Source organism: Streptomyces sp. NPDC050145 (assembly GCF_044460245.1).
Taxonomy (GTDB): domain Bacteria; phylum Actinomycetota; class Actinomycetes; order Streptomycetales; family Streptomycetaceae; genus Streptomyces.
Window position 1 is genome coordinate 51,793 of record NZ_JBITJS010000004.1, and the last position, 19,919, is coordinate 71,711.

Annotated in this window: 15 protein-coding genes and 1 other RNA gene; 10 read left to right on the plus strand and 6 right to left on the minus strand. The window is 72.3% G+C overall.

Features of this window, described 5'->3' with window-relative positions; all coding sequences use genetic code 11:
• Nucleotides 1–10: 10 nt before the first annotated feature.
• The 4 genes from ACIBTU_RS09535 to ACIBTU_RS09550 form a co-directional block, all read right to left on the minus strand.
• Nucleotides 11–877, minus strand: coding sequence for a carbohydrate ABC transporter permease (locus ACIBTU_RS09535; protein ID WP_399125421.1), 867 nt, complete (start codon nucleotides 875–877; stop codon nucleotides 11–13).
• Nucleotides 874–2,229 carry a carbohydrate ABC transporter permease gene (locus ACIBTU_RS09540; RefSeq protein WP_399125422.1) on the minus strand — a complete coding sequence of 452 codons (1,356 nt, stop codon included), beginning with the start codon at nucleotides 2,227–2,229 and terminating at the stop codon, nucleotides 874–876. Before ACIBTU_RS09540 ends, ACIBTU_RS09535 begins: the two co-directional genes overlap by 4 nt.
• 9 nt (nucleotides 2,230–2,238) lie before the next feature.
• On the minus strand, nucleotides 2,239–3,618 hold the full coding sequence (locus ACIBTU_RS09545; protein ID WP_399125423.1) for an ABC transporter substrate-binding protein: 1,380 nt from the start codon (nucleotides 3,616–3,618) through the stop codon (nucleotides 2,239–2,241).
• Nucleotides 3,619–3,980: 362 nt separating this feature from the next.
• Nucleotides 3,981–7,121 (minus strand): FHA domain-containing protein, encoded by a 3,141-nt coding sequence (locus tag ACIBTU_RS09550; RefSeq protein WP_399125424.1) that lies wholly within the window; start codon nucleotides 7,119–7,121, stop codon nucleotides 3,981–3,983.
• A 384-nt stretch (nucleotides 7,122–7,505) separates the two neighbouring features.
• Here ACIBTU_RS09550 and ACIBTU_RS09555 point away from each other — a divergent pair, with 384 nt between their 5' ends.
• From ACIBTU_RS09555 to ACIBTU_RS09570, 4 genes are all read left to right on the plus strand, one after another.
• Nucleotides 7,506–9,134: a protein kinase gene (locus ACIBTU_RS09555; RefSeq protein ID WP_399125425.1), complete on the plus strand. Its 1,629-nt coding sequence runs from the start codon at nucleotides 7,506–7,508 to the stop codon at nucleotides 9,132–9,134.
• 144 nt (nucleotides 9,135–9,278) lie between these two features.
• Nucleotides 9,279–10,517 carry a serine/threonine-protein kinase gene (locus ACIBTU_RS09560; RefSeq protein WP_399125426.1) on the plus strand — a complete coding sequence of 413 codons (1,239 nt, stop codon included), beginning with the start codon at nucleotides 9,279–9,281 and terminating at the stop codon, nucleotides 10,515–10,517.
• A 44-nt stretch (nucleotides 10,518–10,561) separates the two neighbouring features.
• On the plus strand, nucleotides 10,562–11,668 hold the full coding sequence (prfB, locus tag ACIBTU_RS09565; RefSeq protein WP_399125427.1) for a peptide chain release factor 2: 1,107 nt from the start codon (nucleotides 10,562–10,564) through the stop codon (nucleotides 11,666–11,668).
• Nucleotides 11,669–11,961: 293 nt separating this feature from the next.
• The gene (locus ACIBTU_RS09570) at nucleotides 11,962–12,786 is read left to right on the plus strand and encodes a hypothetical protein (protein WP_399125428.1); all 825 of its coding nucleotides are present in this window, start codon (nucleotides 11,962–11,964) and stop codon (nucleotides 12,784–12,786) included.
• Between the two features lie 79 nt (nucleotides 12,787–12,865).
• Here ACIBTU_RS09570 and ACIBTU_RS09575 read toward each other — a convergent pair whose 3' ends face one another.
• The gene (locus ACIBTU_RS09575) at nucleotides 12,866–13,060 is read right to left on the minus strand and encodes a hypothetical protein (protein WP_399125429.1); all 195 of its coding nucleotides are present in this window, start codon (nucleotides 13,058–13,060) and stop codon (nucleotides 12,866–12,868) included.
• Between the two features lie 320 nt (nucleotides 13,061–13,380).
• Here ACIBTU_RS09575 and ftsE point away from each other — a divergent pair, with 320 nt between their 5' ends.
• The 5 genes from ftsE (at nucleotide 13,381) to ssrA (ending at nucleotide 17,303) form a co-directional block, all read left to right on the plus strand.
• Nucleotides 13,381–14,070 carry a cell division ATP-binding protein FtsE gene (gene ftsE, locus ACIBTU_RS09580; protein ID WP_026245701.1) on the plus strand — a complete coding sequence of 230 codons (690 nt, stop codon included), beginning with the start codon at nucleotides 13,381–13,383 and terminating at the stop codon, nucleotides 14,068–14,070.
• A gap of 38 nt (nucleotides 14,071–14,108) precedes the next feature.
• On the plus strand, nucleotides 14,109–15,026 hold the full coding sequence (gene ftsX, locus ACIBTU_RS09585; protein WP_399125430.1) for a permease-like cell division protein FtsX: 918 nt from the start codon (nucleotides 14,109–14,111) through the stop codon (nucleotides 15,024–15,026).
• A gap of 78 nt (nucleotides 15,027–15,104) precedes the next feature.
• A complete protein-coding gene (locus ACIBTU_RS09590) occupies nucleotides 15,105–16,268 on the plus strand; it encodes a S41 family peptidase (RefSeq protein ID WP_399125431.1) in 1,164 nt (387 codons plus the stop codon).
• A 19-nt stretch (nucleotides 16,269–16,287) separates the two neighbouring features.
• Entirely contained in the window at nucleotides 16,288–16,836 is a 549-nt protein-coding gene (gene smpB / locus ACIBTU_RS09595) for an SsrA-binding protein SmpB (protein ID WP_399125432.1), read from the plus strand.
• Nucleotides 16,837–16,915: 79 nt separating this feature from the next.
• Nucleotides 16,916–17,303: a transfer-messenger RNA gene (gene ssrA / locus ACIBTU_RS09600) on the plus strand.
• A gap of 75 nt (nucleotides 17,304–17,378) precedes the next feature.
• On the opposite strand, the gene ACIBTU_RS09605 is transcribed toward ssrA, so the two are convergent.
• Nucleotides 17,379–18,707, minus strand: a complete 1,329-nt coding sequence (locus ACIBTU_RS09605; protein WP_399125433.1) for an MFS transporter — start codon at nucleotides 18,705–18,707, stop codon at nucleotides 17,379–17,381.
• Nucleotides 18,708–18,790: 83 nt separating this feature from the next.
• Here ACIBTU_RS09605 and ACIBTU_RS09610 point away from each other — a divergent pair, with 83 nt between their 5' ends.
• Nucleotides 18,791–19,768 carry a LysR family transcriptional regulator gene (locus tag ACIBTU_RS09610; protein ID WP_399125434.1) on the plus strand — a complete coding sequence of 326 codons (978 nt, stop codon included), beginning with the start codon at nucleotides 18,791–18,793 and terminating at the stop codon, nucleotides 19,766–19,768.
• The last annotated feature ends 151 nt before the right edge of the window (nucleotides 19,769–19,919 follow it).

Genomic DNA, 19,919 nt, shown 5'->3' on the forward strand with positions numbered 1-19,919 from the left:
GCCCGTCCGGCTACTTGACGGCCCCCGCCATGACCCCGGAGACGAACTGCCGCTGGAACGCGAAGAACACCGCCAGCGGCACCACCATCGACAGGAACGCGCCCGGCGCCAGGATCTCGATGTTCGACCCGAACTGTCGCACCTGCTGCTGGAGCGCCACCGTCAGCGGCTGCGACTGCGAGTCCGAGAAGATCAGCGCCACCAGCATGTCGTTCCACACCCACAGGAACTGGAAGATGCCCAGCGAGGCGATCGCCGGCGTCGCCAGCGGCATCACCACCCGCAGGAAGAGGCGCGCCTCGCCCGCCCCGTCGAGCCGCGCCGCCTCGATCAGCTCGCGCGGGATCTCCGCGAAGAAGTTCCGCAGCAGGAAGATCGCGAACGGCAGCCCGAACCCGACGTGGAACAGCACCACGCCGATCACGTCCCCGAAGATGCCGAGGTCGCGGAAGAGCCGGGACAGCGGGATCAGCGCGATCTGCACCGGCACCACGAGCAGCGCCACCACGACCATGAACCAGGTGTCGCGCCCCTTGAAGTCCATGCAGGCGAACGCGTACCCGGCCATCGCCCCGATCACGATCACCAGCAGCGTCGAAGGCACCGTGATCCAGACGGTGTTGAGCAACGCACTTGTGATGTCGTCGTTCTCCAGGAGCTGTTCGTAGCTCTTGGTCGTGAGCTGGGCCGGCGCCGTGAAGACCTTCCACCAGCCCGACGTGGCGATGTCGGTCGGCTCCCGGAACGAGGAGACCAGCAGGCCGAACGCCGGGACCAGCCAGAACAGGCCCACGACCAGGAGGAAGATCCGCAGGGCGCCGCCGGAGACCGCGCCCGCGAGGCGCTTCGCGGCGCCGGGTGTACCGATCGCGCTCACCGCTGTCGCTCCTTCCGCAGCCTGCGCAGATTGACGATCATCACCGGGACGACGAGCAGCAGGAGCAGCACACCGATCGCGCTGCCGACGCCGTAGTCGCCGCCGCCGCCGAACGAGGCCAGGTACAGCTGGAGCGCCAGGACGTTGGCGTCGTCCTGGCTGGCCTGCGGCGCGATGATGTAGACGAGGTCGAAGACCTTCATCACGTTGATCATCAGCGTCACCAGCACGACCACCAGGACCGGCGCGAGCAGCGGCACCGTCACCCGCCGGAACACCTGCCACTCGTTCGCCCCGTCGACCCGCGCCGCCTCCAGCAGATTGCGGTCCACGCTCGCGAGCCCCGCCGCGATCAGCACCATGGCGAAACCCGCCCACATCCAGATGTACGAGGCGATGATCGCCGGGGTGACCAGGGCCGGGCCCAGCCAGTCGATCCCGTTGTACGGCTCCGTGAAGTTCGAGCCCGGCAGTCTGAGCGCCGCGCCCTCGGCGGACGCCGGCAGCGTGAACGTGCCGTCCGCGCCCGAGGTGGCCGACGCGACGACCTCGCCGCCCTTGACCGCCTCCACCTTCACCCCGGTCAGCGCCTTCTCGCCCGCGTCGACGGCGCCCTTCGTGCCGCCGCCGCCCAGCTTGAAGTCCAGCCACACCGTGCCGGTGACCTTCCCCGGCGCGGCGGACGCGGCCTTCGCCGGGCCCGGGTCGCCCGGCACCTTGTTCGGCGGGATGCCGACCAGCGGCAGCAGCACGGGGGAGCCCGCCGACACCGTGGCGTCCGTCGTGAAGGAACCGCCCTGCGACTTCTTCAGATCCGCACCCGCCGCCGGATGCGCCCCCGGGTACTGGGAAGCGTTCGCGAAGGTGTCGTGCACCGACGTCACCACCGCGTTCGCCACCCCCTGGTCCGGGTCCTGCTCGTAGACCAGGCGGAAGATGATGCCCGCCGCCAGCATCGAGATCGCCATCGGCATGAAGACGACCAGCTTGAACGCCGTGCCCCAGCGCACCCGTTCGGTCAGCACCGCGAAGACCAGGCCGAGCGCCGTGACCAGGGCGGGCGCGACCGCCACCCAGATCGCCGTGTTCCGCACCGCCTTCAGGGTGCGGTCGTCGCGGAAGATGTCGCCGTAGTTGTCCAGTCCTACGAAGGTGTCGCCGCCCGTGTCGAAGAGGCTGCGCCACACCGAGTACCCGATCGGGTAGACCACGAGCGCGCCGAGCAGCACGAGGGCGGGCAGCAGGAACAGCCCCGCCACCCACCACCGTGTGCGCGTCACGCTCTTGCCGTTCGCGTGCGGCCCCTGCTTTCGGGCAGGGGCCGTCGCGGTGACGCCCTGGGCCGTCGCCATGACGAGGCGTCAGCCCTTGCCGTAGGCCTTGGCCGCGTCCGCCTCCAGCTTCCGCTGCGCGCCGGCCACGTCCTTCGGGTTCCGCAGGAAGTCCTGCAGGTCCTTCCACTCGCCGACGCCCTGCGTGCCGCCGAACGCCGCCGGGGCCTGGTCGGACATGTCGAAGCGGAAGTCGTCACCGGCCGCGAGCAGCGCCTTGGCGATGCCCCGCGTCACCTCGTCCTTGTAACTGCCCTGGTCCATCTCCTTGTTGGGGGAGATGACACCGCCCTGCGCCGCCCAGATCTCGGCCGCGTCCGTCGAGGCGAGGAAGGTCAGCAGCGCCTGCGCGCCCTTGCCGTCCTTCAGCGCCACCGCGACGTCGCCACCGCTGACCACGGGGGAGTCGGCGCCGACCGCCGGGAACGGGAACACCTTCGCGTCCGTGCCGACCTTCGACTTCGTGTCCGCGTTGATGTTCGCCGCGGCGAAGTCGCCCTCGTAGACCATGCCCGCCGGGGTGTCGCCGGAGAACGTCTGCACCACGGACTTCGGGAAGTCCGTCTGCAGCGCCTTCTTCGCGCCGCCCGCGACCAGTTGGTCGTTGCCCCACAGCTCGGCGAGCGTCTCCAGGGCCTTCTTCACCGAGGGGTCGGTCCACTTGATCTTGTGCTGCGCCAGCTGGTCGTACTTCTCCGGACCGGCCTGCGACAGGTACACGTTCTCGAACCAGTCGGTCAGCACCCAGCCGTCGCCGCCGCCCACGGAGACGGGGGGCGTACCGGCGTCCGACAGGGTCCGCGCCGTCTTGACGAAATCCGCCCAGGTCTTCGGCGTACCGGTGATCCCGGCGTCCGTGAAGGCCTGCGTGTTGTACCAGACCAGCGACTTGTTGGCCGCCTTCACGTACGCGCCGTACTGCTTGCCCTTCCAGGCTCCGAGTTCCTTCCACCCCTGGCTGAAGTTCTTGTCCAACTGCGCCTGCGCGTCCGGGCCCAGCGGCTTCAGCCAGCCCTTGTCGGCGAACTGGTGCAGGACGCCGACCTGCGGCAGGAACGCGACGTCCGGCGGCTTGCCGCCCTCGATCTTGGTACCGAGGAAGGTGGAGGTGTTGTTGCCCGTCGGCACGAAGTTCACGGTCGCGCCGGTCCGCTTCTCGAACTCGTCGAGCACCTTGGTGAAGTTCTTCTGCTCGGGCCCGGTCCACACGGCCGCGACCTCGAGTGTCTGCCCGTCGAGCTTGGGCAGCGACACGGACGCCTTCTTGCCGCCCCCGCCGCCACCTTCGCCGCCGGTGTCCTTGTCGCCCTTTCCGTCGCCCCCGCAGGAGGCCAGGGAGAGGGTGAGCGCCCCCGCGGCGAGGGCCACGGCGGCCGTACGAAGCCTGCGTTTCCGTAGAGTGCTGCGCATCACTGCCCCGTTCCGGATGGTTCTGGTGGGTGAACTCCGAACGCTGAACGCTGCTTTGACTCATGTCCCGCCCGCACCGGTCTACGCCCGTGGCCCGGCCCGGACAAGCCCACGACTCTCCTCCCGGAGCGGATCGTGACCCCTCCGTGATCCCGCGCCCCTAGGTGAGTGCCTCGCGATGCGGTCGTCCGCTTTCCCACCGTCGTGGCTGGTCGCGCAGTTCCCCGCGCCCCTGAAATGCGCGCCCTGCGGGCGGCATTTCCCCGATGAAGGCTGCGCGGAGCGCATGCCTTCAGGGGCGCGGGGAACTGCGCGACCAGCCCCCACCGGCCCGCAGCCGAACGACCCACCGGAACCGCCCCCTACAGAAGGGACGGCACCTCGGTCGCCGCCACCGAACGCGCGGCCCGCTCCAACGCACTGGCCAGCAACGCCAGATCCGTAGGCCCGTTCCCCAACTCCCGTACGGGACGCCGGTCCGGCGGATCCCCCATCCGCGCCCAGTCGAGGGCGACCACCGTGGGCCGCTGCGTGGCCGTCCGCGGAATCCGCCCGGTGACCCGCCCGGCCTGGAACTCCGTCTCCCGCCCGTCGAGCGCCCGCAGCACGCCCCGGCCCGGCGCCGGATCCTCCACCCCGCCGAGCGGAACATCGAGCCGCACGACAGGGGAGGCGGCGCCCCACTCCGGCCCCCCGCCGGAGGCGTACGCCGCGACGAGATGCACCCCGAGCCGCTCCCCGTCCCGCGCCACCGCCTCCAGGGCCCGTACGACCGACCCCGCCGCCGGCCGCCCCGGCGACCCGAGCGGCGGCGCGAGCAGCGCGTCCAGGTCGTCGACGACCACGACGAGCCGGGGCAGCGGCGACGCACCCGCCGGCTTCTTCTCCCGGGCCGCGCCCGGCCGCAGCCGCAGCGTCGAACTCGGCGGCGCCTCCAGATCCCCCGCGCCGCCCCCGGAGGGCCCCGCCGGAGCCGACCGCTGGGCGACCATCCGCCCCGAAACGGCCCGCTGGGTGTGCCACTCACCAAACTGCGAACGCCCCGTCAGCTCGGCCCGCCGCTTCAGCTCCGTGGACAGGGACTGGGCGAACTCCCGCATGCGCACCGGGTCGTTGACCGCGAGGTGCGTCGTCACGTGCGGCAGATCCGTGCAGACCCGCAGCCCTTCCGCGCGCTCCGCACCGTTGCCGCCGCCCTGCCCGTCGCTGCGCCCGTCGATGAGCACGATGCCGAGCCGGTCGGGCCGCTCGGCGGCGGCCAGCGAAGCGGCCACCGAGCGCAGCAGCTCCGTACGGCCGCTGCCCACGGGCCCCTCGATCAGCAGATGAGGTCCTTCTGCGGCGAGGTCGACGCCGAGGGGACCGCGCGGGCCGGCGCCGAGCACCGCCCACACCCGCCCGCCGAGCGCGTCCTGATCGTCCGCGGCGGCGGCCCAGCGCGCCATGAGCGAGGCGGGCGTCGCGCGGGCGAGTCCCAGTTCGTCCAGGAGGCGGGCCGTGCGCGGCAGCGGCGCGGACACCCGCGGCTGACCGGCGCCGGGCGCGAGGGCCGCGTCCGTGCGCAGCGGGGCGAGCGCCCGGGCGAACCGCTCGGCCCAGGGCAGCGACACCGCGTCCACCGTGGCGACCGTGCCGTGCCCGACGAGGGCGCCGTGCGCGGCCCGGTGCAGCCGCAGCGCCGTCGCCACGTCACCACTGAGCAGGGCCACCGCCCCGCACGCGCGGAACGCCGGGCTCTGCGCGCAGGCCGCTTCGTACGTGGCCTCGGCGGGGGAGGCCGGGGAGGCGGCCGGGGCCTCGGCGAGACACAGCACGTGGATTCCCGCGGCGGCCCCCTCGGCGGCGAGCCGCGCTGTGGCCTCGCGCAGATCGGCCGCGCCGGGGTCGCCGTCGACGAGGACGACGGTGGAGACCGCGGCCCCGTCCCCGTCGGCGGCGTGGCCCGGACGGAACCCGGCCGCGTGGTCGTCGAGGCGGCGCAGCAGCTCACCCGTGCGGGCGGCCGCCTGCTCACGGTCGTAGGCGAGGAGGAGCCGGCAGTCCTGCCCGTGCGCCGGGCGGACGTGCGGCAGCCAGCCCAGCCAGGACCACTCGGCGAGCCGCTGCTCGACCGGTCGGGCCCGGTCGGTGCTGATGAGGACGATCTCCAGGCGGTCGGGCGCGTGCAGCGCCGCGAGCTGGGCCAGCGCACAGCGGGCGAGCCCGGCGAGGCGGGCACGCGGTCCGGCGAGGCCGAGCGCCCCGGCCTCGGCGAGCCCGACGGTGACCGGCACGGCGGGCAGCACGGCCGCGCCGTCCGGACCCGTGCGGTCGACGGTGCCGAGGCGTACCGCCAGCGCCTCGGGGTGTCCCGGGCCGCGCTCCCAGAGCCGGGGGCCCGGGCCGAGCGCGGTCAGGAGCAGCGCGGCGGCGTCGGGCCAGGTGCGGCCCGCACCGGCCGGGCCGGGGGCCTCGGAGCGGGGTGCGGGCACCACACCGGTGAGAGCGGCGTGGGTGCCGGGGGAGCCGGGGGAGCCGGGGAACTGCGGGGTGCGCAGCACGTGCGGCTCGTGGATCTCGTGGTGCTGGTCCTCCTCGTCGCGCCCGGCGCCGCGCCGCAGCAGCCGGCCAAGACCGCCGCGCTTGCGCGGGCCGCGCGGCACCGGGGTCCCGCGCGGCGGCGTGCCTCCGGGAGTGCGCTCGGCGTCGGGCGCCCCGCCCTGTCCGGGCACGACGGGCGGCCGGTCCACGCCCGGCTCGGCGGCGGCGCTCGGCGTACCGAGGGAGGCGTCCCCGTAGGCGTGCCCGGTCGAGGAGTCGGGGGCGGGGGCGGTGAGGTCACGGGCGGACTCGTCCGCCGGGGTCACCCGGATGTGGCCCTCGCCGTCGGGTGCGGTGCGCAGGGGCGCGGGCCGGGCCGCGTCTCCGGCGACGGCGACCCGCAGCGCGGACTCGCCGAGCCGCAGCAGGGCGCCGGGGGCGAGCCGTACGGGGCGCTCGCCGACGGGGCGGCCGTCGACCCGCGTCCCGTTCGTCGAGCCCAGGTCGGCGACCGTGACCCGGCCGTCCTCCGTGAGGGTCACGGCGCAGTGCAGCCGGGAGACGTCGGGGTCGTCGAGCGGCACGTCGGCGTCGGCGGAGCGGCCGACGCGGATCTGGCCGCCGTGCAGGAGGTGGACGCCGCCCGCGTCGGGCCCCGCGATCACGTGCAGCTGGGCGTCGGCCGCGTCCGGCTCGGGGCCGGGGTCGGCCGGGACGCCCAGGGAGAGCACCGCGCCGTCGGTCAGCGGGGGCTCGCCGAGCAGGCAGCGCTGCGGGTCGAGCCGCTCGGTGCCCGCGTACAGGACGGAGGAGGGGGCGTCGCCGCCCGCGACGGCCGCGACCAGGCCGGAGGCGACGGCGGCGAGCGCGGTGCCCGAGGGGGCCGTCACCAGGACGTCGGCACCGGTCGCCGCGCGGCCCCCGCCAGGGGCCGCGTCCGGGCGTGAGCCCAGGGGGTCTACGACGGAAAGCCGGATCTGCATCGCCGTCTGCGGTCCCTTCTGCGCGGGCGCCCGCGTCGGGACAGCCCGCGGTCCCCCACCGCAGATCCCCCACCGCTACGGGCACGTCAGCCAGTGCTGTGAGGCATCCTCGCACTTGCCACCGACAACACGCCCGCCACCCACCCGTAAGTGATCTTGATTGGTCGCGTCTGCCCGTAAAAGTTCCCTGGTGGCAACCGACGGGTCCGGGCACGCGTCTTTCTGTCGAACAGAGGTTTGCCGAGGCCGGGGGCGGAACGGAGCCGGGAGGCCGAAGATCGACAGTCGGTACTCCGGACGGCGCCACTACAGTGGGTCGGAACATCTGGGACCGGGCAGAAGTACCGGCAGACCAAGCAGACACCGATGCAGGGAGCGCATGACGTGCGGCCGGTAGGCAGCAAGTACCTGCTCGAGGAGCCGCTCGGACGCGGCGCCACGGGCACCGTCTGGCGAGCCCGCCAGCGCGAGACCGCGGGTGCCGAGGCGGCCGTCGCCGGCCAGCCCGGTGAGACCGTCGCCATCAAGGTCCTCAAGGAGGAGCTGGCGAACGACGCGGACGTGGTGATGCGCTTCCTGCGCGAACGCTCCGTCCTGCTCCGCCTGACGCACCCGAACATCGTCCGCACCCGCGACCTGGTCGTCGAGGGCGAGCTGCTCGCCCTCGTCATGGACCTGGTCGACGGCCCGGACCTGCACCGCTACCTGCGGGAGAACGGCCCGTTCTCCCCGGTCGCCGCGTCCCTGCTGACCGCCCAGATCGCCGACGCCCTCGCCGCGAGCCACGCCGACGGCGTCGTGCACCGCGACCTGAAGCCGGCGAACGTGCTGCTCAAGCAGGACGACGCGGGCATGCACCCGATGCTGACCGACTTCGGCATTGCCCGCCTTGCCGACTCCCCGGGCCTGACCCGCACCCACGAGTTCGTCGGCACGCCCGCGTACGTCGCCCCGGAGTCCGCCGAGGGCCGCCCGCAGACCAGCGCCGTCGACGTCTACGGCGCCGGCATCCTCCTCTACGAGCTCGTCACGGGCCGCCCCCCGTTCGCCGGCGGCAGCGCCCTCGAAGTGCTCCACCAGCACCTCAGCTCCGAGCCGCGCCGCCCCTCGACGGTCCCCGACCCGCTGTGGACGGTCATCGAGCGCTGCCTGCGCAAGAACCCGGACGAGCGGCCCAGCGCCGAGAACCTGGCGCGCGGCCTGCGCGCGGTCGCCGAGGGCATCGGCGTGCACGCGAACAGCGCGCAGATCGCCGCCGCCGAGGGCGTGGGCGCGCTCCTCGCCCCGGACCCGCAGCCGGCCCAGGTCCCGGACGCCCCGGGCGCCGCCGACCCCACCCAGGTCCTGCCGAGCAACGCGGCGGCGACCAACCCCGCCGCCGGCTACGACCCGAACGCGGCGACGAGCGTCATGCAGCAGCAGCCCGGCGGCGCCGACCCGACGGCCCTGCTGCCCCCGGTCCCGCAGGACCCGCCCTCGCAGCAGCAGATGCCGGACGCGTGGGGCAACCAGCTGCGCGCGGCCCGCGACCGCAACGAGCAGACGCAGGTCCAGCAGTACGTCGACCCCGACCAGGACCCGCTGCGCCGCCGTCGCCCCCAGCGCCAGGTGGCCCGCCCGCAGCAGGAGCCGCGCAGGCCGCAGCAGCAGTACGCGCAGCAGCCCCAGCAGCAGCCGCAGCGGTACGCGCCCCAGGCCCCGCAGCAGCAGTACGCGCCGCCGCAGCCGCCGCCCCAGCAGGCCCGTCCGCCGCGGGAGCCCCGCGAGCCGCGTCAGCGCAGCGCCAACCCGATGAAGATCCCCGGCCTCGGCTGCCTCAAGGGCTGCCTGTTCATGGTCGTGATGCTCTTCGTCGTGAGCTGGCTGGTGTGGGAGTTCACCCCGCTCCAGGACTGGATCGGCACCGGCAAGGGCTACTGGGCCCAGTTGTCCGACTGGTTCTCGACGGTCACCGGCTGGATCGGCGACCTCGGCTCCAGCGACGGTTCCGGAGGCGGTACGGGCGGCGCCTGAGCGTCCCGGACACGTGCCGACACCCCGCCGGGACAGCGATGTTGGAGATTTGTCGACATCCAGCGGGTGATTTCCGCCGCTGATGCGTTGGTCGGCGCCCGAGCCGCGTAGCTTGGGCGCCAACACGCGTCTGTAGGAGCAGTCTTGGCACGGAAGATCGGCAGCCGGTACACCGCCCACCAGATCCTGGGCCGCGGCAGCGCGGGCACGGTGTGGCTCGGCGAGGGGCCCGACGGGCCCGTCGCCATCAAACTGCTGCGCGAGGACCTCGCCTCCGACCAGGAGCTGGTCGGCCGCTTCGTCCAGGAGCGCACCGCCCTGCTGAGCCTCGACCACGCGCGCGTGGTCGGCGTCCACGACCTGGTGGTGGACGGGAACGACCTCGCGCTGGTCATGGACCTGATCCGCGGCACCGACCTGCGCACCCGCCTCGACCGCGAGCGCCGCCTCGCCCCCGAGGCCGCCGTCGCCATCGTGGCCGACGTCGCCGAGGGCCTGGCCGCCGCCCACGCCGCCGGCATCGTCCACCGCGACGTCAAGCCGGAGAACATCCTCCTGGACATGCAGGGCCCGCTCGGCCCCGGCGGCGCCCACCCCGCCCTGCTCACCGACTTCGGCGTCGCCAAGCTGATCGACACCCCGCGCCGCACCCGCGCCTCCAAGGTCGTCGGCACCCCCGACTACCTCGCCCCCGAGATCATCGAGGGCCTCCCGCCGCGCGCCGCCGTCGACATCTACGCCCTCGCCACCGTCCTCTACGAGCTGCTCGCCGGCTTCACCCCCTTCGGCGGCGGCCACCCCGGCGCGATCCTGCGCCGGCACGTCACCGAGACCGTCGTGCCGCTGCCCGGCATCCCCGACGAGCTGTGGCAGCTCCTCGTCCAGTGCCTCGCCAAGGCCCCGGCCTCCCGGCTGCGCGCCTCCGAGATGGCCGCACGGCTGCGCGAGCTCCAGCCGCTGCTCGTCGGCATGGCCCCGCTCGACGTCGACGAGCCCGACGCCGACCCCGCTCCGGAGGAGCAGGAGGCCGCCGCCGACCGGCCCGAGCAGGAATCCGCCCCGCGCCGCGGCGCCGTCCCGCTGGTCCCCGGCGCGGCCTCCGCGGACTCCAACCGCGACACCCACACCTCCATGCGGGTCCCGGCCCCCGACGAGCTGGCCGGCGGCGCCCGCGGCACCGCCCGCGCCCCGCGCGCGTCCGGCGCCCCCCGCCCCGGCTCGGCCCGCAACCGCGCCTCGGCCCGGCGCCGCCGCCTCACGCTCGGCGTCGCCGGAGCCGTCCTGGTCCTGGCCGTCGGCGGCGGCATATGGGCGGCCGGTTCCTCCGGCTCGGACGAGGGGCCGCCCGCGGACGGCGGCAATTCGGCTCCGGCCCACCCGTGAGGCACCGGGAACGGATCACTTGCACCAGCCGTTAGGCTGGTCCTGTGGCAGTCGTCGATGTTTCCGAAGAGCTGAAGTCCCTCTCCTCGACCATGGAGTCGATCGAGGCCGTCCTGGACCTCGACAAGCTGAGGGCAGATATCGCCGTGCTCGAGGAGCAGGCGGCCGCGCCGTCCCTGTGGGACGACCCGGAAGAGGCGCAGAAGATCACCAGCAAGCTGAGCCACCTCCAGGCGGAGGTGCGCAAGGCCGAGGCGCTGCGCGGTCGCATCGACGACCTCTCCGTCCTCTTCGAGATGGCCGAGGAGGAGGACGACCCGGACACCCGCGCCGAGGCGGAGTCCGAGCTGACCTCCGTCAAGAAGGCGCTGGACGAGATGGAAGTCCGTACGCTCCTGAGCGGTGAGTACGACTCCCGCGAGGCGCTGGTCAACATCCGCGCCGAGGCCGGCGGCGTCGACGCCGCGGACTTCGCCGAGCAGCTCCAGCGCATGTACCTGCGCTGGGCCGAGCGCCACGGCTACAAGACGGAGGTCTACGAGACCTCGTACGCGGAAGAGGCCGGCATCAAGTCGACCACCTTCGCCGTCCAGGTCCCGTACGCCTACGGCACGCTCTCCGTCGAGCAGGGCACGCACCGCCTGGTGCGCATCTCCCCGTTCGACAACCAGGGCCGCCGCCAGACCTCCTTCGCCGGCGTCGAGGTGCTCCCCGTCGTCGAGCAGACCGACCACGTCGAGATCGACGAGTCGGAGCTGCGCGTGGACGTCTACCGGTCCTCGGGCCCCGGCGGCCAGGGGGTGAACACGACGGACTCCGCGGTCCGTCTGACCCACCTCCCCACCGGCATCGTCGTCTCCTGCCAGAACGAGCGCTCGCAGATCCAGAACAAGGCGACCGCGATGAACGTGCTGCAGGCCAAGCTCCTCGAGCGTCAGCGCCAGGAGGAGCGGGCCAAGATGGACGCCCTCAAGGGTGACGGCGGCAGCTCGTGGGGCAACCAGATGCGGTCCTACGTCCTGCACCCGTACCAGATGGTCAAGGACCTGCGCACCGAGTTCGAGGTCGGCAACCCGCAGTCCGTGCTCGATGGCGAGATCGACGGCTTCCTCGAGGCCGGAATTCGCTGGCGCAAGCAGCAGGAGAAGTAAGCGCCGGTTCCCGCCGCTTTATCGACATGACAACTGCCGCCTCAAGGGCGGCAGTTGTCATTTACGGCACTTTCACATATCGGTTCCCCTGGCGAACCATCCGATATGGGGCATCGCGTACGCAAACCGCCTTGACGCTGATCGCAAAACTGGGAAGGGTTGCGCGCGGCATGCGTATTCAGTGGGACGCGTGTGAACGGGGGCGGGTCGTACGAAGGCCTCTGCTGCCCCTGCTCCGAGCGCGCGCCCTGGCGCTGCTCCATTGACGATTGGCTACTGGGGGTAGCAGACAGATGACCAAGAAGACGCGGATCCGTGTGGCGCGGATAGCCGCTGGTGCGGTGATCGCCGCTGGCGCGTCGCTGACCGCCGCGGGCGCCGCCTCTGCCGCTGACGTGAACATCGGCATCCTCGGCCTCGACGCGAACGTTCACGCGGGCGACGACGGCCTCGGTGTGGATGTCGGTGCGGACGAGGGCGACACCGAGGGTACGACCGAGGGCGGTACCGAGGGCACGATCGCCGGTGTCGTCGAGGGAACCACTGAGGGCGCCGTCGGTGGCGACGACTCTGCGGGTGCCGTCGGTGGCGACGACTCCGCGGGTGCTGTCGGTGGCGACGACTCGGCCGGTGCTGTCGGTGGCGACGACTCCGCGGGCGCGGTGGGCGGCGACGACTCGGCCGGTGCCGTGGGCGGCGACGACTCGGCCGGTGCGGTCGGCGGCGACGACAACGGCGGCAACCAGAACGGTGGCGGCAACGGCAACGCTGGCGGCAACGGGAACGGTGGCGGCGGCAACGGCGGCAACCAGAACGGTGGCGGCAACGGCAACGGCGGTGGCTCGTCCACCGGCGGTGACAACACCAACCCCGACGGCAACAACAACCCCGTCGAGCAGGGCGGCCAGTCCGAGGACGGCCTGAACGACACGGGCTCCGCCCCGGCGCAGCAGACCGGCAACGGCACCGGCACCGGCAAGGGCTCGAACGGTGAGCTCGCCGAGACCGGTTCCTCCGGCACCACGATCCTGCTGATCGGCGCCGCGACGATGATCGCGGGCGGTGTGGGCTTCCGCCTGCTGCCGCGCCTCGCCGGCAACCGCGGCGCCGCCGCGTGAGCTGACGCTCACCGCGCGCACACGGCATGACGAAGGGCCCGGAGCCACACGGCTCCGGGCCCTTTCCGTCGTCCTCGCGCTACACGGGCTGGTGCGTCGCGATCAGCGCCACGGCCGCGATCAGCGCGGCGAGAAGCGCGATCAGCGCCATCGGGGTGAGTCCGGACAGCGGGTTCTCCTGCTGGAGTCGCTGGCGGTTCGCCCGGCACACGGGGCAGCGGCCCTCGCTCACGGGCGCCGCGCAGTTCGCGCACACCAACCGGTCATAGGTCATGCGCCGTCCTCCTCACGCGCGGCGGAGCCGGCCGTCCACATACCCACTGGTTCTCTCCGCTCAACGCCTCGGGAAACGCAACCGTTCCCTCTACCACTGTGCCAGTTTCCGGGATTTTCGGCGCGCCTCGGTCCTCGGAGCGGCCCTGACCAGCTACAGGGCGGACAAAAGCGGCGCCTTGCCGACCGTCCACCAGGACAAAACGCGCAACCGGGGACGGCGCCTGCACGCCGCCTCCCCATTCGCGTATGGTCACGCACACCGAGGGGGTGTCTCGGACACCCCCGCCCCCGACGCCCCCGAAGCTCCGAGGCGCACCAGTGATCCGATTCGACAACGTCTCCAAGGTCTACCCCAAGCAGACCCGGCCCGCTCTCAGGGATGTCTCCCTGGAGGTCGAGCGCGGTGAGTTCGTCTTCCTGGTCGGTTCGTCCGGCTCCGGCAAGTCCACGTTCCTGCGGCTGATCCTGCGCGAGGAGCGGTGCAGCCACGGCCAGGTGCACGTCCTGGGCAAGGACCTGGGCCGCGTCTCCAACTGGAAGGTCCCGCAGATCCGCCGCCAGCTCGGCACGGTCTTCCAGGACTTCCGGCTGCTGCCCAACAAGACGGTCGGCGAGAACGTGGCCTTCGCGCAGGAGGTCATCGGCAAGTCCCGCGGCGAGATCCGCAAGTCCGTGCCCCAGGTGCTCGACCTCGTCGGCCTCGGCGGCAAGGAGGAGCGCATGCCCGGTGAGCTCTCCGGTGGTGAGCAGCAGCGCGTGGCCATCGCCCGCGCCTTCGTGAACCGCCCCAAGCTGCTGATCGCGGACGAGCCCACGGGCAACCTCGACCCGCAGACCTCGGTCGGCATCATGAAGCTGCTCGACCGCATCAACCGCACGGGCACCACCGTGGTGATGGCCACCCACGACCAGAACATCGTGGACCAGATGCGCAAGCGCGTCATCGAGCTGGAGAAGGGCCGCCTCGTCCGCGACCAGGCACGCGGCGTCTACGGCTACCAGCACTGAGAAGTACCGAGAGAAGCTGCGAAAGGCTCAGTTAGCGCATGCGTGCCCAATTCGTCCTGTCGGAGATCGGCGTCGGTCTCCGCCGCAATCTCACGATGACCTTCGCCGTCATCATCTCGGTGGCCCTCTCGCTCGCCCTGTTCGGCGGCTCGCTCCTGATGAGCGATCAGGTCAACCAGATGAAGGGTTACTGGTACGACAAGGTCAACGTCTCGATCTTCCTGTGCAACAAGGGAGACGCCGAGTCGGACCCGAACTGTGCCAAGGGCCCCGTCACCGCGGACCAGAAGAAGCAGATCGTCGCCGATCTGGAGAAGATGCCCGTCGTCGACAAGGTGGCGCACGAGTCGCAGGACGACGCGTACAAGCACTACAAGGAGCAGTTCGGCGACTCCCCGCTGGCCAGTTCGCTGACCCCGGACCAGCTGCAGGAGTCGTACCGGATCAAGCTCAAGGACCCCGAGAAGTACGAGGTCATCGCGACCGCGTTCAACGGGCGGCCCGGCGTGCAGTCCGTGCAGGACCAGAAGGGCGTGCTCGACAACCTCTTCCGGCTGCTCGGCTACCTGAACGTCGCCGCGGGCGCCGTGATGGCCGTCATGCTCGTCGTCGCCCTGCTGCTGATCGTGAACACCGTGCGGGTGTCCGCGTTCAGCCGCCGCCGCGAGACCGGCATCATGCGGCTCGTCGGCGCGTCCGGCTTCTACATCCAGGCGCCGTTCATCATGGAGGCCGCGGTCGCCGGACTCATCGGCGGCGGCATCGCCTGCGTCTTCCTGGCGGCCGGTCAGTACTTCGTGATCGACAACGGCGTGGCCCTTTCGGAGAAGCTGCAGCTCATCAACTTCATCGGCTGGGACGCGGTGCTCACCAAGCTGCCGCTGATCCTCGCAGTGAGCGTGCTGATGCCGGCACTGGCGGCGTTCGTCGCGCTGCGCAAGTACCTGAAGGTGTGACGAGAGTCCCCCACCACCGAGAGCGCCGTACGGGTCAACTTTCCGTACGGCGCTTCGCGTTGTCCTAGACTCACCGGCATGTCCGGCCCGGAGCTGTTCTCCCGGCCCCGTCGCTTCGGCCGCGGGGCGGCCCTGACATTGGTCTTCGCGAGCGTCCTCGCCGCGGGCGCCGCCGCCGGCGGGCTGCCGGGTGAGCCGGGCGGGACCGGGGCCCGGCAGGACGACAAGGTCGCCGCCGCGCACCGCGAGCCGCTCACCGATCCGACCGAGGCCGCCGCCGAGGCGATGGCTGACGGCAAGTCACCCGCCGAGGCCGCCGAGGAGGCCGTCAGCCGCAGCGGCGACCGCTGGGCCGCGGTCTACTCCCAGGGCGAGTACGAGGAGTTCGAGCAGTCCCTCGACGGCGAGTACACCGGCGTCGGCCTGTGGGCGCGGCGCACCGCAGGCGGCGAGCTCCAGATCACCAAGGTGCGCGACGGCTCGCCCGCCCGGCTGGCCGGTGTCCGCGAGGGGGACCGGATCACGTCCGTCGACGGTGCGCGCGTCACCGGACGCCCCGTCACCGAGGTCCTCGCCCTGCTGCGCGGCGAGCACGCCGGCACGGCCGTCGAGGTCGGCCTGCGGCGCGGTACGCGCGCGTGGACCGAGACGCTGCGCCGCGCCGCCCTGTCCACCGACCCCGTCACCGTGACCCGGCTCGGCGGCGACGGCACCCTCGTAAAGGTGAGCGCGTTCACCAAGGGCGCGGGCGCGCAGGTGCGCTCCGCGGTCCGTGCCGCCCCCGCGAGCGGCGGGCTCGTCCTCGACCTGCGGGGGAACTCGGGCGGTCTGGTCACCGAGGCGGTCACGGCGGCCTCCGCGTTCCTCGACGGCGGGCTCGTCGCCACGTACGACGTGCGCGGCACGCAGCGGGCGCTGCACGCCGAGCGCGGCGGCGACACCACCAGACCCGTGGTCGTGCTCGTCGACAGCGGGACGATGAGCGCGGCCGAACTGCTGACCGGAGCCCTGCAGGACCGCGGCCGCGCGGTCGTCGTGGGCGCCCGCACCTTCGGCAAGGGCTCGGTCCAGATGCCGAGCCGGCTGCCCGACGGCTCCGTGGTGGAGCTGACCGTCGGGCACTACCGCACCCCTTCGGGCGGCACCGTCGACGGCCGGGGCATCACCCCGGACCTGGAGGTCGACGCGGCGGCCCTGCACCGGGCCGAGACAGTATTGAGTGGCCTCGGGACCCCCTCGTAGTGCGAAAATAGCCAGCACTATGGCCAAGGGAATGTACGTACCGAAGGAGTCCCAGCCCAAGCAGGGCAAGGGGGACGCGTCCAAGAAGGACGGCAAGCGCAAGATCGTCGCGCAGAACAAGAAGGCGCGGCACGACTACCTGATCATGGACACCTACGAGGCCGGCATCGTCCTGTCCGGCACGGAGGTCAAGTCGCTGCGCCAGGGGAGGACCTCCCTGGCGGACGCCTTCGTCCAGATCGACGGGAACGAGGCGTGGCTGCACAACGCCCACATCCCGGAGTACAGCCAGGGCACCTGGACCAACCACGCGGTGCGCCGCAAGCGCAAGCTGCTGCTGCACCGTGACGAGATCGACAAGCTGGAGGCGAAGTCCCAGGAGTCGGGTCACACGATCGTGACCCTCGCGATCTACTTCAAGGACGGCCGTGCCAAGGCCGAGATCGCGCTCGCCAAGGGCAAGAAGGAGTACGACAAGCGCCAGACTCTGCGCGAGCAGCAGGACCGGCGGGACTCGGACCGTGCCATCGCGGCGGCGAAGCGGCGTCAGCGGGCGCGGGAGCGTTAATGGCTGGCATCGTGGGCCATGGGTCGCGTACCATGGTTGATGTCGCTCGCTGAAGCGGCGCTTTTTGAAAAAAACACATGGGGATGATCGGTTTCGACAGCGGATGTCGAAGCAGGTGAAGCGTGTCGAGGAAGCGGCAATGATCTCGTAAACCATATGTCGCAACCAATAATCGCCAATTCTAAGAGCGATTCCCAGTCCTTCGCCCTCGCTGCCTAATAACAGCGACTGAAGGACCCTAAAAGGGTGTCAGCCCGGGAGTGTTCCCGACCCGGATCCTGGCATAATCTAGGGGACTAAACCATCGAGCCCGGCCACGGGGTTCGATGGGAAATCAAACAGTGGCTGGGCCCGTCGGCGACTTGTTCGCGTGATCACCGGGGCCGAGAAAATCGAAGCGAACTGCACACGGAGAAGCCCTGCTGCTGCACCGTTGGACGCGGGTTCGATTCCCGCCATCTCCACTCATCCCATGCGATTCAGGCCCGGCCGTCCCAGACGGTCGGGCCTTTTTCGTGTCGCGGCTCGGGCGGTGCGGTGGCTCACCGGCCGGGCCGGCGGGCGTAGCCGTACAGGGAGAGGAGCAGGGCGCAGGCGGCCGCCGTGGCCGGGATCGCGTACGCCGCCGTCGGGCCCCAGTGCTCCACCGCCGTGCCGCCCACCGCGGAGCCGCACGCGATGCCGCCGAGCAGGCCGGTGACGGCGAGGGTCATGCCCTCGTTCAGTTGCGCGGCCGGCGTGCGTCGCTGGATCAGGGTCATGCCCGTCACCATCGTCGGCGCCGTCGCCATCCCCGCGATCAGGAGCGCCCCGCCGAGCACGAACAGGGAGCCGGTGAGCGCGGCAGCGAGCAGCGGCAGGGTCATCAGGGCCGTCATCGCCGCCACGCACAGCGGGTGCCTGCGGTCGGCGGGGCCGGTGGGCTTGAGGGCGCCGTTGACCAGGCCCGCCGCGCCCGAGCCCGCGGCCTGCAGCGCCAGGATCGCGCCCGCCCACACCTTGTGGCCCTGCGCGTCGGCGAACGCCACCGTGACGACCTCGAGCGAGCCGAAGATCCCGCCCGTCGCGAGGAAGGAGAGGAGCAGCGGCGGCATGCCCCGGACGCGCAGCGGGGTGCGTGAGGTCTCCGTGCGGGCGTGGACCGGGGGTTCCGTCGAGCGCTGCGCGGCGAAGACCAGGATGCCGCTCACCATCAGGAACACCGAGGCCAGCGTGCCCGCCTCGGGGAACAGCGACCCGCACAGGAAGGCGGCGACGACCGGGCCGAGCATGTAGCAGAACTCGTCCGCCGCCTGCTCGAAGGAGTTCGCGGTGTGCAGGGCGTCCGGGTCGTCGGCGAGGAGGTGCGCCCAGCGGGCCCGGGACATGCCGCCCGTGTTGGGCGTCGCCGCGGTCGCGAGGTAGGCGGCGAACAGCGTCCAGTCGGGCGCCCCGAACCGCACGCACAGCAGCAGCCCGAGCGAACCGCACGCCGAGACCGCGACCGCGGGGACCGCCACCCTGGCCTGCCCGAGCCGGTCCACCAGGCGTGCCGTCCACGGCCCGACGACCGCGTTGGCGACCAGGCCCGTCGCCGTGACCGCCCCGGCGAGCGCGTAGGAGCCGCGCACCCCCGAGATCATGATCACGGCACTGATGCTGAACATGCCCTGCGGGAACCGGGCGAGGAGATTGCCGAGCGTGAAGGCACGGGCGCCGGGGACGGAGAAGAGGCGGCGGTAGGAGCCGGGGCGGCGGGTGGCGAGGGGGCGTGAGCCGGTCTGTCGGGTGGTGTCCTGCGGCGCGGGGTCGTCGGTGGCGGGGGCGTCGTGGAGGGTGGTGGTGCCGGGGAGGTCGTTGTGGTTGGTGGGTGGGGTCAGGGGGTCTGGCATGGGGTGAGCCTCGCCTTGGGGTGGGGGCGGGGTCCAACACCTGTTCGGTGCCGATTCACGCGGCTGCGTTGTAAGTTCGGGCGATGTCGTCGTCGTACGTCGAACCCCGTCTGCTGCGCGCCTTCCTCGCCGTCGCCGAGGAGCTGCACTTCACCCGGGCCGCCGCCCGGCTCTACGTCGCCCAGCAGGCGCTGAGCCGGGACATCCGGCGGCTGGAGCGCGAGCTCGGTGCCGAGCTGTTCGCGCGGACCACCCGGCAGGTCACGCTCACCGCCGACGGGGCGCGGCTGCTGCCCCACGCGCGGCGGGCGATCGAGGCGCAGGACGCGCTGCTCGCCGCGTTCGCCGGGCCCCCGCCGGAGCGCGGGCCGCTCCTCGTGGACGTGAACAGCCCGGGGCTCGTGCACGAGCGGGTGCTGGCGCGGGCCCGCGAACTCGCCCCCGAGCAGGAGCTGATGACCCGCTACGAGAGCGGCCTGACCGGCGCGGCGGCCGAGATCCTCGCCGGGCGCCTCGACGTGTCCTTCGGCCGCTTCGCCGGACTCGACCCGGCCGTCCGGGCCCGCCTCGACCAGCAGCCGGTGCGCTACGAGCCGATGGCGATCGTGCTGCCCGAGGACCATCCGCTGGCCGTGCTCGACGCGGTGCCGCTGGACCGGCTCGCCGGGGAGACGGTGTACGCGGGGGCGGGCAATCCGCGGACCCCGGAGTGGACCGACCTGGCGCGGCGGCTGTTCGAGGGCCGGGGCATCGAGGTCGCGCCGCCGGCCCCGCTGGCCGTCGGGCAGGAGGAATTCCGGCGGATCATGACCAAGTACCGGAATCCCGTCCTCACGGGAGTGGACTTTCCGGCCATGCCCGGGACGGTCCGCAGGCCCCTCGTCGATCCGGTACCCCTGTCACCTGTGTCGCTGGTGTGGCGCATGGGGCGACAGCACCCCGGAATCGCGGCTCTGAGGGCCGCGGCGACCGCGCTCGCGGCCGAGAACGGCTGGCTCGAATATCCCGCGAATGGCTGGATTCCGACCATGGATGCACGCATCATGATGAGGCGGACCTGAGGCGTGACCACGAGCGTCACCCGGGTGCGCTACATTCTTGGTCCGGGCGCAGTGTGATAAGGGGGGCGCCCGGATCGGGTGGGGGCCCGGTCCGGTCGACGATGCTCGGACAGTCGCGTGCGCACCCCATGGAACATGCCCCTGGGGGGAA

Excerpts from the sequence above, each read along its gene's own strand:
- ACIBTU_RS09540 (WP_399125422.1), bottom strand. The coding sequence starts at position 2,229 with ATGGCGACGGCCCAGGGCGTCACCGCGACGGCCCCTGCCCGAAAGCAG.
- ACIBTU_RS09545 (WP_399125423.1), bottom strand. The coding sequence starts at position 3,618 with ATGCGCAGCACTCTACGGAAACGCAGGCTTCGTACGGCCGCCGTGGCC.
- ACIBTU_RS09550 (WP_399125424.1), bottom strand. The coding sequence starts at position 7,121 with ATGCAGATCCGGCTTTCCGTCGTAGACCCCCTGGGCTCACGCCCGGAC.
- ACIBTU_RS09570 (WP_399125428.1), top strand. The coding sequence starts at position 11,962 with ATGACCAAGAAGACGCGGATCCGTGTGGCGCGGATAGCCGCTGGTGCG.
- ACIBTU_RS09575 (WP_399125429.1), bottom strand. The coding sequence starts at position 13,060 with ATGACCTATGACCGGTTGGTGTGCGCGAACTGCGCGGCGCCCGTGAGC.
- ftsX (WP_399125430.1), top strand. The coding sequence starts at position 14,109 with ATGCGTGCCCAATTCGTCCTGTCGGAGATCGGCGTCGGTCTCCGCCGC.
- ACIBTU_RS09590 (WP_399125431.1), top strand. The coding sequence starts at position 15,105 with ATGTCCGGCCCGGAGCTGTTCTCCCGGCCCCGTCGCTTCGGCCGCGGG.
- smpB (WP_399125432.1), top strand. The coding sequence starts at position 16,288 with ATGGCCAAGGGAATGTACGTACCGAAGGAGTCCCAGCCCAAGCAGGGC.
- ACIBTU_RS09605 (WP_399125433.1), bottom strand. The coding sequence starts at position 18,707 with ATGCCAGACCCCCTGACCCCACCCACCAACCACAACGACCTCCCCGGC.
- ACIBTU_RS09610 (WP_399125434.1), top strand. The coding sequence starts at position 18,791 with ATGTCGTCGTCGTACGTCGAACCCCGTCTGCTGCGCGCCTTCCTCGCC.